Below are 15,163 nucleotides of genomic sequence, written 5' to 3' on the forward strand. Positions count from 1 at the left end.
CGACTACTTCTTGTCGCCGGCCAGGTCGATCGCCTTGTCCGAGCCGACCGCGTGGCGCAACTGGAACTTCTGGATCTTGCCGGTCGACGTCTTCGGCAGTTCGCCGAAGCGCACGGCCTTCGGCACCTTGAAGCCCGCGAGCAGTTGCCGGCAGTGCGCGACGATCTCCGCCTCGGTCGCGCTCGCGCCTTCGCGCAGTTCGACGAACGCGCACGGCACCTCGCCCCACTTCGGGTCGGGCATCGCGACGACGGCCGCCACGGCCACCGCCGGATGCCGGTACAGCGCGTCCTCGACCTCGATGCTCGAGATGTTCTCACCGCCCGAGATGATGATGTCCTTCTTGCGATCCTTGATCCGGATATAGCCGTCCGGCATCAGCACCGCGAGATCGCCGGTATGGAACCAGCCGCCGTGGAATGCCTCGTCGGTCGCCTTCGGGTTCTTCAGGTAGCCCTTCATGCAGATGTTGCCGCGGAACATGATCTCGCCGAGCGTCTCGCCGTCGGCCGGCACCGGCGTCATCGTGTCCGGATCGAGCACCGTCGCGCCCGCTTCGAGGTGGTAGCGCACGCCCTGACGCGCATTCAGCCGCGCGCGTTCCTCGTCGGACACTGCGTCCCAGTGCGATTGCTTCGCGCAAACGGTCGCCGGGCCGTAGACCTCGGTCAGCCCGTACACGTGCAGCAGGTCGAAGCCGATCTCCTTCATCTTCGCGATCACGGCCGGCGCGGGCGCCGCGCCCGCGACCATCGCGTGCACCGTATGGTCGATCCCCGCGCGGAACTCGGCCGGCGCGTTCGCGATCGCGCTCTGCACGATCGGCGCGCCGCAGTAGTGCGTGATGCGCTCGCGGCGAATCAGGTCGAACACGGTCTTCGCATCGAACTTGCGCAGGCACACGTTCACGCCCGCGCGCGCCGCGACGGCCCACGGGAAACACCAGCCGTTGCAGTGGAACATCGGCAGCGTCCACAGATACACCGCGTGCTTCGGCATGTCCCATTCGAGGATGTTGCTGATCGCCGCGAGGTACGCGCCGCGATGGTGGTAGACGACGCCCTTCGGGTCGCCGGTCGTCCCCGACGTGTAGTTCAGCGCGATCGCCTCCCATTCGTCGGCGGGCGGCGTCCACGCGTAGTCGGGGTCGCCGCCGGCGACGAACGTCTCGTAGTCGGTCGCGCCCGCGAAACGGTCGGGGTCGGCCGGCAGCGCGTCGGCCACGCTGACGATCTTCAGGCCCGGCACCTCGAGCGCCGCGCGCTGCGCGACCTCCGCGTATTCGGTGTCGACGATCAGCACCTTCGCCTCGCCGTGACGCAGCATGAACAGCACCGACGACACGTCGAGCCGCGTGTTGATCGTGTTCAGCACGGCGCCGGCCATCGGCACGCCGAAGTGCGCCTCGACCATCGCCGGGATGTTCGGCAGCAGCGCCGCGACCGTGTCGCCGCGCCCGACGCCGGCCTGCGCGAGCGCGCTCGCCAGCTGCTTCGCGCGCGTGCAGGTCTCGCCCCACGTGCGCCGCACGTCGCCGTGCACGATCGCGAGGCGCTCGCCGTAGACTTCCGCCGCCCGGATCAGGAAATCGATCGGCGTGAGCGGCACGTAATTGGCATCGCGGCGGCCGAGCCCGGCCTCGAACATCTGCGTCATGATCCTGTCTCCCGTGTTCTGTCGACCGGAGCGCACGCACCCCGGATCGTTTTGATGTGGTTCAATTGCCGACAGCCTAACGGGCGCTATTGTGAGCCGTCTGTCATCGAAACGACAGAGTGCCGCTCGAGCGCTGCGCGTTATCCCTATCCTCGCAAACCCGCACGCATGCACGACCATCCCGACGCGGCCGCCGCCCCGGCCGACCCGCCTCCCGCACCGGGCCCGCTGCCGCCGCTGGCGACACTGTTCGGCCAATGCGCGTGGTTCCGCACGCTGGCGCCCGAGCACCAGGCGCTCGTGCTGGCCCAGTCGCACGTCGAACAGTGCGAAGCCGGCGACGTGATCGCGCACCGGCTCGCGCCTTCCGCATACTGGATCGGCGTCCATCAGGGGCTGCTGAAGCTCGCGATCTTCAACGTGTCGGGGCGCGGCTGCACGTTCTCCGGCGTGCCGTCGGGCGGCTGGTTCGGCGAAGGCAGCGTGATCAAGCGGGAGCTGCGCAAGTACGAGGTCGTCGCGATCCAGCGCTCGACCGTGCTGTTCGTGCCGGTCGACACGTTCCATGCGCTGCTCGACACGAGCCTGCCGTTCACGCGCTTCGTGATCCATCAGTTGAACAACCGGATGGGCGAATTCATCGCGTCGATCCAGAACAGCCGGCTGCTCGACGTCGACGCGCGCGTCGCGCAGGCGCTCGCGCAGCTCTTCAACCCCGCGCTGTACCCGGATACCGGCCCGTCGTTGTCGATCTCGCAGGAGGAACTCGGGATGCTCGTCGGCGTGTCGCGCCAGCGGATCAACCAGGCGCTGCAGCAACTCGAGAAGCTCGGCGCGTTGCGGCTCGCGTACAACCAGATCGACGTCGTCGATCTCGATGCGCTCGCCCGCTTCGGCATGGAGCAGCTGTGAGCGCCGCCCGATACGCGAAACCGTCGCGATCGCGGCGGCGCATTCCGTCTGCGGAATCGGCCGACGGCCCGCGCGCCTCAACCTGACGATTCCGCCAGTTTCGCGACAGTAACCCGTGCCGGGCCGACGCCTATCATTCGGGTTCCCTTCACCGCCGCCCGATCACCGCCTGTCCCGCCGCCTCCATGTGGATCGTCAATCTCGCGCTCAGGCGCCCCTACACGTTCATCGTGATGGCCATCATGATCGTGCTGGCCACCCCGCTTGCGCTGATGCGCACACCGGTCGACGTGCTGCCCGCGATCAACATCCCGGTGATCAGCGTGATCTGGAATTACAACGGCTTCTCCGCGACGGAGATGACGAACCGCATCACGTCCGTGCATGAACGGGTGCTGACGACGACCGTCAACAACATCCAGCACGTCGAATCGACGTCGCTGCCCGGCATCGCGGTCGTGAAGGTGTTCCTGCAACCGGGCGCGAACGTGCAGACGGCGATCGCGCAGACGGTCTCGTCCGCGCAGGCGATCGTGCGGCAGATGCCGCAGGGCGCGACGCCGCCGCTCGTGATCACCTATTCCGCGTCGAGCATTCCGGTGATCCAGCTCGGGCTGTCGAGCAAGACGCTCAGCGAACAGTCGCTTGCCGACATCGCGCTCAACTTCCTGCGCCCGCAACTGATCACCGTGCCGGGCGCGCAGATCCCGTTCCCGTACGGCGGGCGCACCCGCGTGGTCGCGATCGACCTCGATCCGCAGGCGTTGCTCGCGAAGGGCCTCACGCCGGCCGACATCGTCAACGCGGTCAACGCGCAGAATCTCGTGCTGCCGACCGGCACCGCGAAGATGGGCCAGACCGAATACCGGATCGACACGAACGCGTCCGCCGATACCGTCGCCGACATCAACGACCTGCCGGTCCAGACCGTCAACGGCGCGACGACCTACCTGCGCGAGGTGGCGTCGGTCCGCGACGGCTTCGCGCCGCAGACCAACGTCGTGCGCCAGAACGGCCAGCGCGGCGTGCTCATCTCGATCCTGAAAAGCGGCGACGCGTCGACGCTCAAGGTCGTGTCGGACCTGAAGGCGCTGCTGCCGAAGGTGATCCCGACGCTGCCCGAGGGGCTCACGATCACGCCGCTGTTCGACCAGTCGGTGTTCGTCAACGCGGCCGTCCAGGGCGTGATCCACGAGGCGCTGATCGCCGCCGTGCTGACCGCGATGATGATCCTGCTGTTCCTCGGCAACTGGCGCAGCACGCTGATCATCGCGATCTCGATTCCGCTGTCGATCTTCACGTCGCTGATCGCGCTGTCCGCGCTCGGCGAGACCATCAACATCATGACGCTCGGCGGGCTCGCGCTCGCGGTCGGCATTCTCGTCGACGACGCGACCGTCACGATCGAGAACATCGAGCGGCACCTCCATCTCGGTACGAACCTGCACGACGCGATCCTCGAAGGCGCGGGCGAGATCGCGGTGCCCGCGCTCGTGTCGACGCTGTGCATCTGCATCGTGTTCGTGCCGATGTTCTTCCTGACGGGCGTCGCGCGCTTCCTGTTCGTGCCGCTCGCGGAAGCCGTGGTGTTCGCGATGCTCGCGTCGTACGTGCTGTCGCGCACGCTGGTGCCGACGCTCGCGATGCTGCTGTTCCGCCCGCAGCAGGCGCACACCGGTGCCGACCATTCGGCGTCGCGCTTCGCCCGCATCCATCACGCGTTCAACCGCGCGTTCGAGCGGCTGCGCGCGTGGTACATCGTGCTGCTCAGCATCCTGCTCGTGCGCCGCCGCTTCTACGCGCTGTGCTTCCTCGGCTTCTGCGTGCTGTCGACCGGCCTCGTGTTCATGCTCGGCCGCGATTTCTTCCCGAACGCCGATTCCGGCAACATCCGGCTGCACATGCGCGCACCGACCGGCTACCGGATCGAGGAAACCGCGCGCCTCGCCGACCAGGTCGAGCGCGTGATCCGCGAAACCGTGCCGCCCGACGAGCTCGGTGCGATCGTCGACAACCTCGGCCTCCCGGTGAGCGGCATCAACCTGTCGTACAGCAACGCGGGCACGATCGGCACGCTCGACGGCGAGCTGCTGATCGCGCTGAAGGCCGGCCACCGCGCGACCGGGCACTACGTACAGACGCTGCGCACGCTGCTGCCGCAACGCTTCCCGGGCGTCGAGTTCTTCTTCCAGCCGTCGGACATCATCACGCAGATCCTCAACTTCGGGCAGCCGGCCGCGATCGACGTGCAGGTGCTTGGCAACGATCTCGCGAGTAACATGACCATTGCGAGCAGCCTGATGAAAAAGATCAGGCAAATCCCCGGCGCCGTCGACGTGCACGTGCTGCAACGCAACGACGAGCCGACCCTGCTGGCCGACATGGACCGTACGCGCATGCAGCAGCTCAATCTCTCCGCGCAGAACGTCGCGCAGAACATGCTGATCTCGCTGTCGGGGAGTTCGCAGACGACGCCGTCGTTCTGGATCAACCCGCGCACCGGCGTCCAGTACCCGCTGCAGATCCAGACCCCGCAATACAACCTGTCGTCGGTCGACGACCTGCTCGGCACGCCGATCTCCGCCAGCGGCCGCGCTGGCGCGCCGCTGCAACTGCTCGGCAACCTGGTGCAGGTCCGCAGTACCGTGAACCCGGCCGTGATCACGCACTACAACATCCGCCCGGCGATCGACGTGTACGTGAGCGTCGAGGGCCGCGACCTCGGCGCGGTCGCGGGCGAGATCGACCGCATCGTGTCCGACGCGCGCGCGACGCTGCCGCGCGGCACCGCCCTCGCGATGCGCGGCCAGATCGAGACGATGCGCACGTCGTATCTCGGCCTCGGCGCGGGCGTCGCGATGGCGATCGTGCTCGTCTACCTGCTGATCGTCGTCAATTTCCAGTCGTGGCTCGACCCGCTGATCATCATCAGCGCGATGCCGGCCGCGCTCGCCGGCATCGCGTGGATGCTGTTCGTCACCGGCACGCACCTGAGCGTGCCCGCGCTGACCGGCGCGATCATGACGGTCGGCGTCGCGACCGCGAACAGCATCCTGGTCGTGTCGTTCGCGCGGCAACGGCTCGCGGCCGGCGCGCCGCCGCTCACGGCCGCGCTGGAGGCCGGCGCGACCCGGATCCGGCCGGTGCTGATGACGGCGCTCGCGATGATCATCGGGATGGTGCCGATGGCGCTCGGTCTCGGCGAAGGCGCCGAGCAGAACGCGCCGCTCGGCCGCGCGGTGATCGGCGGGCTGCTGTTCGCGACCGTTTCGACCTTGCTGTTCGTGCCGCTCGTGTTCGGCGGCGTGCATTCACGGCTGGCCCGTCGGCGCGCGCGCCAGGCCGGACACTGACTTTCGCCCCACTACCCGGTTGAATTGGTTGAATTCATGGAAGAGAAACATCACAGCGCCGTCGGCATCCAGGTGGACGAACACGGCATGCACCTGCCGACGCGCGCGTCGGTGTCGCGACGCGGACGGGTCGTCCTGATCGTGATCGGCGTACTGCTGGCCGCCGGCGCCGCGCGCACGCTGATCGTCAACGGGCTGAACCGCAACCGGCTCGACGCGGTCGCCGAGCAGAACACGCGCCAGTACGTGAACGTCGTGCATCCGGTCGACGCGGCCACCGGCGGCAAGCTGACGCTGCCCGGCACGCTGCGCGGCTTCGTCGAGGCGCCGATCCATGCGCGCGCCAGCGGCTACGTGCTGCGCTGGCAGGCCGATATCGGCGCGCACGTGAAACAGGGGCAAACGCTCGCCGAGCTCGATACGCCGGAGCTGAACCAGGAACTGGCGCAGGCCACCGCGCAACGTCAGCAGGCGCAAGCCGCGCTCGCGCTCGCGAAGACGTCGTTCGACCGCGCGCAGCAGTTGCGCCAGCGCGATGCGGTGTCGCAACAGGAACTCGACGACCGGCAAGGCGCGTTCAACCAGGGCACCGCGAACCTCGCGGCGGCCGATGCGAACATGCGCCGCCTCACCGAACTGAAGGGCTTCCAGCGGATCGTCGCGCCGATCGACGGGATCGTCACGCAGCGCAACGTCGACGTCGGCGATCTCGTCAATTCCGGCAACGCGGGCCGCGCGCTGTTCACGGTCGTGCAGGCCGACCGGCTGCGCCTGTACGTGCAGGTGCCGCAGGCGTATGCGCAGCAGGTGAAGGTCGGCCAGCACGTGAGCGTCGCGCAGGCCGAGCTGCCGGGGCGGACGTTCGACGGCACGATCACGCGCACGTCCGAGGCGATCGACGTCGCGACGCGCTCGCTGCAGATCGAGATCACGCTGCCGAACCCGGACGGGCGGCTGCTGCCCGGCGCGTACGTGCAGGCGACGCTGCCGATGACGCCGGTCGGCCGCCTGCAGGTGCCGGCCAATACGCTGCTGTTCCGCGCCGAAGGCCCGACGGTCGCCGCCGTCGATGCGAACGGCCAGGTCCGGCTGAAACAGGTGACGGTCGTGCGCACGATCGGCCAGACGCTCGAAGTCGACGGGCCGATCACGCCGAACGACCGCCTCGTCGCGAACCCGAGCGACGCGCTCGCGAACGGCGACCGGGTCGTCGTGCAGGCGCCGGCCGCGCAGCCGGCCTCCGCGGTCGCGGGAGCGAAGTCGTGAGCGCGATGCGCACGCGCGTGCGGCCCGTGGCGCTCGCCGCCATCGTCGCGGCCGCCGTCGCCGCCGGCTGCACGGTCGGCCCGGATTACCGGCGCCCGCCCGTCGATACACCAGCCGCGTGGCGGCTCGATCCGGCCGACCAATACTGGCAGCCGGCCGCGCCGGCCCGCGCGCCGCTCGATCCGGTCTGGTGGACCGCGTTCGGCGACGCGCAGCTCGACGCGCTGGAAGCCGACGCGCTGCGCAACAACCAGAACCTGAAGGCGGTGGCCGCGCGCTACGACCAGGCGAAGGCGACGCTCGCGTCGGTCGCGTCCGCGCAGTATCCGGCCGTCGGCCTGAACGCGAGCGGCCAGCGCTTCAAGATCTCCGCCGACCGGCCGCAGACCAACTACGCGACGCGCAGCATGTCGACCGTGCAGAACGAGATCCAGGTCGGCGCGGCGGTCAGTTACGAACTCGACCTGTTCGGCCGCGTGCGGCGCAGCGTCGAAGCCGCGCAGGCCAGCTCCGAGCAGGCGCGCGACGATTTCGCGAATGCGCGCCTCGTGCTGAGCGCCGATCTCGCGTCGAGCTATTTCGCGTTGCGCGAACTCGACACCGAGATCGACGTCGTCAAGCGCTCGATCGATCTGCAGCAGAAGGCGCTGGATTACGTGAGCGCGCGCCACGACCTCGGCGCGGTATCGGGGCTCGATCTGCTGCAGCAGCGCGCGCAGCTCGACGCGACGCGCACGCAGGCGCAACTGCTGATCCAGCAGCGCGCGCAGGTCGAAACCGCGATCGCGACGCTGGTCGGCGCGCCCGCCCCCGAATTCTCGCTGCCGCCGCGCGTGGTGCCGATCAATGCGCCCACGCTGCCGACCGGCATGCCGAGCGACCTGCTGCAACGGCGCCCCGACGTCGCGTCGGCCGAGCGCGCGATGGCCGCCGCGAACGCGCAGATCGGCGTCGCGCGCGCCGCGTATTTCCCGCGCATCACGCTGTCGCCGGACCTCGGCTGGGACGCGACGCGCTTCGCGGGCCTGTTCACCGTGCCGGCGCTGCTGTGGTCGGTCGGCGGGTCGCTCAGCCAGCCGCTGTTCGAAGGCGGCAAGCTGAAGGCCGGCGTCGATTTCGCGCAGGCCGGCTACGTCGCCGCGCAGGCCAGCTACCGGCAGACCGTGCTCACCGCGTTCCAGGAGGTGCAAAATGCGGTGACCGGCCTGTCGGTGCTCGCGCAGGCCGCGCAGCAGGCCTCCGCGGCCGTCGACGACGCGCGCAAGCTCGTGTCGCTCGCGCAGGATCGCTACGCGGGCGGCCTGACGCCGTTCATCGACGTGCTGACGGCCCAGCAGCAACTGCTGACGAGCGAGCGCCAGGCCGTGCAGATCCAGGGCCAGCGCGCGGCGCTCGTCGTGTTTCTCGCGAAGGCGCTCGGCGGCGGCTGGGACGGCAATGCGGCGAGCGGCCCGGCGCCGTCCGACGTCGCGTCGGCGGCCCCGCAGCGCGGCGCCGGTGTCGGCCCTTGACCTGCCCTTAACCCGGTTACGCGGAAAGCGAACATGAAAGTGCTGATCGTCGAAGACGAACCGAAAGTCGTCGAATACCTGAAGAGCGGCCTGACCGAGGAAGGCTGGGTCGTCGACACCGCGCTCGACGGCGAGGACGGTGCGTGGAAAGCCGTCGAATTCGACTACGACGTGGTCGTGCTCGACGTGATGCTGCCGAAGCTCGACGGCTTCGGCGTGCTGCGTGCGTTGCGCGCGCAGAAGCAGACGCCCGTCATCATGCTGACCGCGCGCGATCGCGTCGACGACCGCGTGCGCGGCTTGCGCGGCGGCGCCGACGATTACCTGACCAAGCCGTTCTCGTTCCTCGAGCTGATCGAACGGCTGCGCGCGCTGACGCGCCGCGCCCGCGTGCAGGAATCGACGCTGATCTCGATCGGCGACCTGCGCGTCGACCTGATCGGCCGCCGCGCGACCCGCGACGGCACGCGGCTCGACCTCACCGCGCAGGAATTCCAGCTGCTCGGCGTGCTCGCGCGGCGCAGCGGCGAGGTGCTGTCGAAGACGACCATCGCCGAACTCGTGTGGGACGTGAACTTCGACAGCAATGCGAACGTCGTCGAAACGGCGATCAAGCGCCTGCGCGCGAAGCTCGACGGCCCGTTCGCGGACAAGCTGCTGCACACGATCCGGGGGATGGGCTACGTGCTCGAAGCGCGCGAGGACGGCGACGCGGAGCGGCGCGCATGAAACGCTCGATCATCCTGCGGCTTTCGGCGATGTTCGGCATCGTGTCGCTGCTCGTGTTCACGCTGGTCGGCTGCGGGCTGTTCGTGATGATGGAGCGCCAGCTGTTCGCCGAGTTGCGCGCGACGATCGACACGCGCGCCAAGGTCGCCCAGATGATCGTGTCGCACGCGACCACGGCCGCGCGCGGCCGCCTGATGCAGGAAAAGCTCGCCGATCTCGAGCCGCCCGACGGCTCGACGCACTACCAGGTGATCAGCGACAACCCCGCGTTCCGCTTCGGCAGCCCCGTCGACGGCGTGCCGCTCGACCCGCCGTTCGGCGCGTTCCAGCGCTACCAGCTCAACGACAGCAGCTACGCGGTGATGACGAAAACCATCACGCTGGCCGGCGCCGGCGAGCGGCCGACGCTACAACTGGTGGTCGCGACGTCGTGCGAACGGACGCAGCGGATGCTGCGCCGCTTCGGCTGGACGCTGGCCGCGCTGATCGCGACGGCCACCGTCATCACGCTGCTGCTGAGCCGCGCGGTCGCGCGCTTCGGGCTCGCGCCGCTCGACCGGCTCTCGCAGGACGCGGCGAGCGTGAGCGCGACGAACCGCCGCCAGCGGCTGCACACCGACGCGCTGCCGCCCGAGCTGCGCGATCTCGCGACGTCGTTCAACGGCGCGCTCGAACGGATCCAGCAAACCTACGCGCGGCTCGAAGCGTTCAACGCGGACGTCGCGCACGAGCTGCGCACGCCGATCAGCATCCTGATCGGCCAGACCCAGGTCGCGCTGACGAGCCGCGACCGGTCGGTCGACCGGATGCGCCAGACGCTGCAGTCGAACCTCGAGGAATTCGAGCGGCTGCGCGTGATCATCAACGACATGCTGTTCCTGTCGCGCAGCGACCGCGGCGAACGCGCGACCGACCTGAAGGACGTATCGCTCGCCGACGAGGTGCGGCGCATGCTCGACTTCCTCGAAATCCCGCTCGACGAGGCGCGGTTGCGCGCCGAACTGCACGGCGATGCGCGCGCGGCCGTCGATCCGTCGCTGTTCCGCCGCGCGATGACGAACCTGCTGATCAACGCGATCCAGCATTCGGCGCCCGGCGCGACGCTGAACGTGACGATCACGCGCCGCGACACGCTCGTCGAAATGGCCGTGTCGAACCCCGGCGAGCCGATCGACCCGGTGCTGCGCTCGCATGTGTTCGAGCGCTTCTACCGGCTCGAGGAAGCGCGCGCGAACAGCAAGGAAAACCACGGGCTCGGGCTGTCGATCGTCAAGGCCGTGGCCGAGATGCACGGCGGCGGCGTGTTCGTCGCGTGCTCGGGCGGCGTCAACACGTTCGGCTTCTCGGTATCGACGCAACCCTGCTCGGGCGGGCCGCTGCGGCCGGCCGATGTCGCCGGCGCGGTGGATTCGGCCGATTCGGCCAATCCGTCTGGTCCGCGCGACGCGCGGCCGGCGCACGCGCCGCGCGCGCTGCACTGACGGCGGTCGCGCGCCGCCGAGGGCAGTTTTCTTCAATACGGGCCGACGCGGCGCCCGTAGTCTCGATACGACTTTCGACATGTCGCATGGAGACACCTGATGAGCATGCTGGTTTCGATGGCCGCGTTCGCGCTCGCCTCGTCGATCACCCCCGGTCCCGTCAACATCGTCGCGCTCAGCGCGGGCGCCCGCCACGGCCTCGGCGCGAGCCTGCGCTACGCGGCCGGCGCGACGCTCGGCTTCGTCGCGCTGTTCCTGCTGATCGGCCTCGGCCTGCACGCGGCGCTCGCGCGCTGGCCCGTGCTGACGACGGCCACGCAGTGGTCGGGAATCGCGTTCCTGCTGTACATGGCGCTGCGGCTCGCGCTCGACGACGGCCGGCTGTCGGCCGATCCGCACGTGGCCGGCCCGTCGGCGGCGTCCGGCGCGGCGATGCAGTGGCTCAATCCGAAGGCATGGCTCGCGTGCGTGGCCGCGATGGGCGCATATGCGGCCGATGGCGACCGCGCGCAGGTCTGGCAGTTCGCCGCGCTGTATCTGGTGATCTGCTTCGCGTCGATCGCATGCTGGGGCTATGCGGGCGCGTCGTTGCGGCACCGGCTCGCGAACGCACGGCGCATGCGCGTGTTCAACCGGCTGATGGCGCTGCTGCTCGCGGGCAGCGCGCTGTTCCTGCTGGACGTGTAGCGGCTTCGCCGGTCAGCGCATCGCGCTGCGATACTGTCCGGGCGTCGCGGCCGCGATCCGACGGAATGCGCGCTGGAAATGCGCCTGGTCCGCAAAGCCGGCGTCGAGCGCGACTTCGGCGATCGGCCGGCCGCGGCGCAACTCGGTGCGGCCGTACTGCACGCGCCGATCGATCAGGAACGCATGGGGCGTCATCCCGTAACGCGCATTGAACGCGCGGATCAGGTACGACGGCGACAGGTCGGCCGCCGCGCAGATCGCATCGAGCGTGACGGACTCGCGGCAATGGGCGGCGATGTAGTCGGCTGCGCGGGCGAGTTTCGCGTTGTCGTCTCCCGGCCGCCGGTCGGGCAGCTCACGGTCGAGCGCGCCGTGCAGCGCCGTGAAGAATTCGACCGCCGCACTTTCCTTGCCGAGCGCATCGATGCCGGGCGACACGAGCGTGCGATAGAAGCCGCCAAATTGCGCGAACAGGTCGCCGCGCTCGGTCCACTTCGGCGAAAACCCGTGGAAATCGCGGTTCGGATCGTGCCCCAGCGAGTGTTGGAGCCGCGCGAGCCACGGCACGTCGACATAGACCATCCGGTATGCCCACGCATCGGGGCCGTAGGGATTGCAGGCGTGTACCTGCTCCGGATCGATGATCACGAGCACGCCGCGGCCGACGTGCGCGTTCGTCGCACCGTTTACGTACGTGCTCGTGCCGCCGACGATCGCGCCCACCGACAGCGTGTCGTGCGTGTGCTTCGCATAGCAGATCGCACGCCCGTCGTCGACCGTGCGCGCCTCGATGAACGGCAGCGCGGTATCGCGCCAGAACGGCGACGGTACGGTGGATCGGTTGGCGGTACGGTTCACGCGGCGGGCTCCGGTTCGGACGAATGCTCACCGTACAAGACTGTGCGGCGCCGCGCAACCGCACCGTCCGGCTTCGATGTTCGGTTGAATCGTGCCCACGACGATGATCGTGGGCACGATCCTGCCCGTCGCCGGCGCCCGACACGATGTCGCGCCTGGGCCGGGACATCGCTCCCTGTACCCGCCTACAGGCGTTTCCGCCTGCTCGGGCGCCGACGTCGAGACGATCGGGTCAGGCCGGCACGTAGATCTTCGGATCCCACCAGTAGTAGCCGAACAGTTCCTGGTTCTGCCCGCCGACGAGCTTGTAAAGCGCGAAGCAAACGCCGAAATATTCGGTGCCGCTTTTCCGGACCGACGAGTCGAAAGTCGCGAACGTGAGTTGCTTCTTCAGCGGCGGGAGGCCATTGCGGCTCCCCGAATCCGGGTTGGGTTCCACCGCGCCATTGCGGACGACGGTGTTGCAGACGAACGGGTTGAATACCTCGTCGCCTTGATAGCGCGGGATGTTGTAGATGATCACGGCATCGTCGGAGTTGTCGTAGATCGACACGCCGGTGAACTGGACGCGGTCACCCGGATATGCGGTGATTTCCAGGTCGGCCGTACCCTGCCCCTTGACGCCACGCGCGCCGGTGCAAATCAGGAACTGGCCATTGTGGGCGATGCCCGTCGGCTTGTTCGGATCCTGGCTCGGATTCGGATACGTTTTCTTGACCCATTCCGTATCGATCACCGCGATGATGTTGATGTCCTGTGCGCTCGATGCAAGAGTGACTTCGGTAGCCATGGCTGATCTCCATTCATTAAGCGTTATGAATTTAAATCCGACGACGCGTCATTGGCGCGTCAAGGACAATATCGTCCTCTTCGGCAATCGAAATCAATTACAGTCGATTACGCGGCGACGAACGTTTTAATTCACACCTGACAACCCGATTCCAGACCGAAAAAATCCATAAAAATCAATTACAGTCGATTACACCGCGACATCGACCCCACCTCGCCCGCGAAAAGCAATTTTCATTAAAATAAATCCCCCATCAAACCTGACAGGTACTAAAACCAATATAAATGGCCAATACTGAAAAAGCGCATCGCCGATGCGCCACGCGCACCGCACGGGCAATTGGCCCACCACGGAGGCATTCCAATGAAAGTCGATCCGAACAGTATCAATCTGGAAAAAGCCGCTCAGTCCATTCAAATTCTTGCAGTTATCGACACGAATTACATAAAGAGAAGTCACCCCAATCCGAGCCTGAACGCGCAGAACCCGACCAGCATCCCCAGCACTGCGTTGTTCATGCTCAACGGCCACGCGCCCGGCGTGAGCAGTTCGGAGGGAAACGGTAATCTGGGCCTGAAATTGAATGTCGGCGACAAGGTATCCCTGATGGGGACGTCGCTGGCCGACAATTCCGGAGACGCTGCGCTGATTTACCACGTCCAGCAATACTCGGGCGCTCAGGTGTTCGCTCCGTTTACCGCGGTGACCATCGAACAGGCTGGCGCGGCGAGCGCTGCCGAAACGCCGGACCTCATCGCGACCTCGGCGCAATCCCAGGTCTTCCAGGCATTCGAATCCGTCGCAAAATCCGCCGGATCCGAGTACCTCGCCACGTCTTTTGCGCTTTATACGCGGAGCCAGAACAGGAAATCCTTGTTCGGCTACTTCTTCTGGGTCTGGCAAGCCGCCGCTGCTTGACGCGAGCGCCGCCGACAACTCGCTCCGAAGCGATACGGGAGCGATTCAAGTCGGCAGATCTTGCGCGGCGCCCCGGAGGGTGCCGCGCCTTTTCCGCGACAAAACCAAAATGGAGCACCCGTATGACAGCCGATCTTGGAAGCCTCACGCTCGACCCGAGCGCGCAGCAAATCGACATCCTTGCGGTAATCGACACGGAATACGTCAAGTGGAGATACCCGCATCCGAGCAGGCAGCCCGAATTACCGATCGCCGTCGATCACCGCGCCGTGCGCCTGCTGTATACCGGTGCGCGGGGCGGGTCGATCGGAAACGGCCCGGCCGACCCTGTTCTGACGCTGTATCCGGGCGACACGGTTTCACTGAGGGCAGTCTCCCTCTATGGGAACGTGGACGACGCGGTGCTGATTTATCAGGTTTCGCACCTGTTCGGCCAGCAGGTATTCAACCCGTTTTCGCAGGACTTCCTCGACGTGAACGCCGTGCAACTGAATCCTGAAACGCGCGACGGCCTGCCGCCGGTGACGAAGCCGCAGACTTTCGTCAGCATTGGCTCCAAGGCAAGAGAGAGCGGGATAGAAACGCTTGGCGCGTGCTTCGGGCTCTATACGCTGGAAAGAAGCACCCAGGAGCTGGTCGGATACTACTGGTGGGACTGGTTCGTCACGTGCTCCTGATATTCGCCTTCCGGCGTTGACGGCTCACCCGTTCCGCGGGCAATAGTCACGAAATGGGCTGGCGGCATGCACGGCATCCGCCAGCATCGGCAGTGGCGCCGACTCTTTCCGGCCGACATTCGACCTGCTGCCATCGCGGCCGGCGAATACGTCGTCGGTCGGGTACCGCGCGGGTGAAGCACGCGCGGTACCCGATCTCACGCGTGGTTGCCCCGAGCCGGCACGGATCTCTCGCGACCGAGATCCACGCCGGCACTTCACGACTTCCCTCCCCGGCATTCCTGCATGACCGCCGCCGACGCGCTCGCGAGATGGCCTATTGACC

General features: G+C 67.5%; 12 protein-coding genes. 9 read left to right on the forward strand and 3 right to left on the reverse strand.

Annotation, left to right across the window (positions count from 1 at the left end; all coding sequences use genetic code 11):
• Positions 1–3: 3 nt before the first annotated feature.
• Complete coding sequence (locus H0X91_RS13495; RefSeq protein WP_034202390.1) at positions 4–1,656, reverse strand: acyl-CoA synthetase; 1,653 nt, start codon at positions 1,654–1,656, stop codon at positions 4–6.
• A gap of 168 nt (positions 1,657–1,824) precedes the next feature.
• Here H0X91_RS13495 and H0X91_RS13500 point away from each other — a divergent pair, with 168 nt between their 5' ends.
• The 7 genes from H0X91_RS13500 (at position 1,825) to H0X91_RS13530 (ending at position 11,595) form a co-directional block, all read left to right on the forward strand.
• On the forward strand, positions 1,825–2,568 hold the full coding sequence (locus H0X91_RS13500) for a Crp/Fnr family transcriptional regulator (protein WP_006481933.1): 744 nt from the start codon (positions 1,825–1,827) through the stop codon (positions 2,566–2,568).
• Between the two features lie 185 nt (positions 2,569–2,753).
• Entirely contained in the window at positions 2,754–5,921 is a 3,168-nt protein-coding gene (locus H0X91_RS13505; protein ID WP_034202391.1) for an efflux RND transporter permease subunit, read from the forward strand.
• Positions 5,922–5,957: 36 nt separating this feature from the next.
• Positions 5,958–7,187 carry an efflux RND transporter periplasmic adaptor subunit gene (locus H0X91_RS13510; RefSeq protein WP_058903078.1) on the forward strand — a complete coding sequence of 410 codons (1,230 nt, stop codon included), beginning with the start codon at positions 5,958–5,960 and terminating at the stop codon, positions 7,185–7,187.
• A gap of 5 nt (positions 7,188–7,192) precedes the next feature.
• On the forward strand, positions 7,193–8,698 hold the full coding sequence (locus tag H0X91_RS13515; RefSeq protein WP_058903594.1) for an efflux transporter outer membrane subunit: 1,506 nt from the start codon (positions 7,193–7,195) through the stop codon (positions 8,696–8,698).
• Between the two features lie 33 nt (positions 8,699–8,731).
• Positions 8,732–9,427, forward strand: a complete 696-nt coding sequence (locus H0X91_RS13520; RefSeq protein WP_006485649.1) for a heavy metal response regulator transcription factor — start codon at positions 8,732–8,734, stop codon at positions 9,425–9,427.
• A complete protein-coding gene (locus H0X91_RS13525; RefSeq protein ID WP_034202394.1) occupies positions 9,424–10,908 on the forward strand; it encodes a heavy metal sensor histidine kinase in 1,485 nt (494 codons plus the stop codon). The genes H0X91_RS13520 and H0X91_RS13525 overlap by 4 nt, the downstream gene beginning before the upstream one ends.
• A gap of 99 nt (positions 10,909–11,007) precedes the next feature.
• Entirely contained in the window at positions 11,008–11,595 is a 588-nt protein-coding gene (locus tag H0X91_RS13530) for a LysE family translocator (protein ID WP_006485658.1), read from the forward strand.
• 12 nt (positions 11,596–11,607) lie between these two features.
• Here H0X91_RS13530 and H0X91_RS13535 read toward each other — a convergent pair whose 3' ends face one another.
• Together H0X91_RS13535 and H0X91_RS13540 are read right to left on the reverse strand one after the other, a co-directional pair.
• Entirely contained in the window at positions 11,608–12,453 is an 846-nt protein-coding gene (locus H0X91_RS13535; RefSeq protein WP_196433089.1) for a helix-turn-helix domain-containing protein, read from the reverse strand.
• A 232-nt stretch (positions 12,454–12,685) separates the two neighbouring features.
• Entirely contained in the window at positions 12,686–13,243 is a 558-nt protein-coding gene (locus H0X91_RS13540) for an inclusion body family protein (protein WP_006485654.1), read from the reverse strand.
• A gap of 363 nt (positions 13,244–13,606) precedes the next feature.
• On the opposite strand from H0X91_RS13540, the gene H0X91_RS13545 reads away from it, so the two are divergent.
• Both H0X91_RS13545 and H0X91_RS13550 read left to right on the forward strand, forming a co-directional pair.
• Positions 13,607–14,161: an AidA/PixA family protein gene (locus H0X91_RS13545; protein WP_006485650.1), complete on the forward strand. Its 555-nt coding sequence runs from the start codon at positions 13,607–13,609 to the stop codon at positions 14,159–14,161.
• Between the two features lie 122 nt (positions 14,162–14,283).
• Positions 14,284–14,838, forward strand: coding sequence for an inclusion body family protein (locus tag H0X91_RS13550; protein ID WP_196433090.1), 555 nt, complete (start codon positions 14,284–14,286; stop codon positions 14,836–14,838).
• Positions 14,839–15,163: the final 325 nt, after the last annotated feature.

The sequence above is a fragment of the Burkholderia sp. 9777_1386 genome, from assembly GCF_015712265.1.
Lineage (GTDB): Bacteria > Pseudomonadota > Gammaproteobacteria > Burkholderiales > Burkholderiaceae > Burkholderia > Burkholderia cenocepacia.

Bases quoted from the DNA above. Each gene is read 5' to 3' on its own strand.
- H0X91_RS13515 (WP_058903594.1), top strand. From the start codon at position 7,193: ATGCGCACGCGCGTGCGGCCCGTGGCGCTCGCCGCCATCGTCGCGGCC.
- H0X91_RS13500 (WP_006481933.1), top strand. From the start codon at position 1,825: ATGCACGACCATCCCGACGCGGCCGCCGCCCCGGCCGACCCGCCTCCC.
- H0X91_RS13550 (WP_196433090.1), top strand. From the start codon at position 14,284: ATGACAGCCGATCTTGGAAGCCTCACGCTCGACCCGAGCGCGCAGCAA.
- H0X91_RS13495 (WP_034202390.1), bottom strand. From the start codon at position 1,656: ATGACGCAGATGTTCGAGGCCGGGCTCGGCCGCCGCGATGCCAATTAC.
- H0X91_RS13525 (WP_034202394.1), top strand. From the start codon at position 9,424: ATGAAACGCTCGATCATCCTGCGGCTTTCGGCGATGTTCGGCATCGTG.
- H0X91_RS13510 (WP_058903078.1), top strand. From the start codon at position 5,958: ATGGAAGAGAAACATCACAGCGCCGTCGGCATCCAGGTGGACGAACAC.
- H0X91_RS13505 (WP_034202391.1), top strand. From the start codon at position 2,754: ATGTGGATCGTCAATCTCGCGCTCAGGCGCCCCTACACGTTCATCGTG.
- H0X91_RS13545 (WP_006485650.1), top strand. From the start codon at position 13,607: ATGAAAGTCGATCCGAACAGTATCAATCTGGAAAAAGCCGCTCAGTCC.
- H0X91_RS13530 (WP_006485658.1), top strand. From the start codon at position 11,008: ATGAGCATGCTGGTTTCGATGGCCGCGTTCGCGCTCGCCTCGTCGATC.
- H0X91_RS13520 (WP_006485649.1), top strand. From the start codon at position 8,732: ATGAAAGTGCTGATCGTCGAAGACGAACCGAAAGTCGTCGAATACCTG.
- H0X91_RS13540 (WP_006485654.1), bottom strand. From the start codon at position 13,243: ATGGCTACCGAAGTCACTCTTGCATCGAGCGCACAGGACATCAACATC.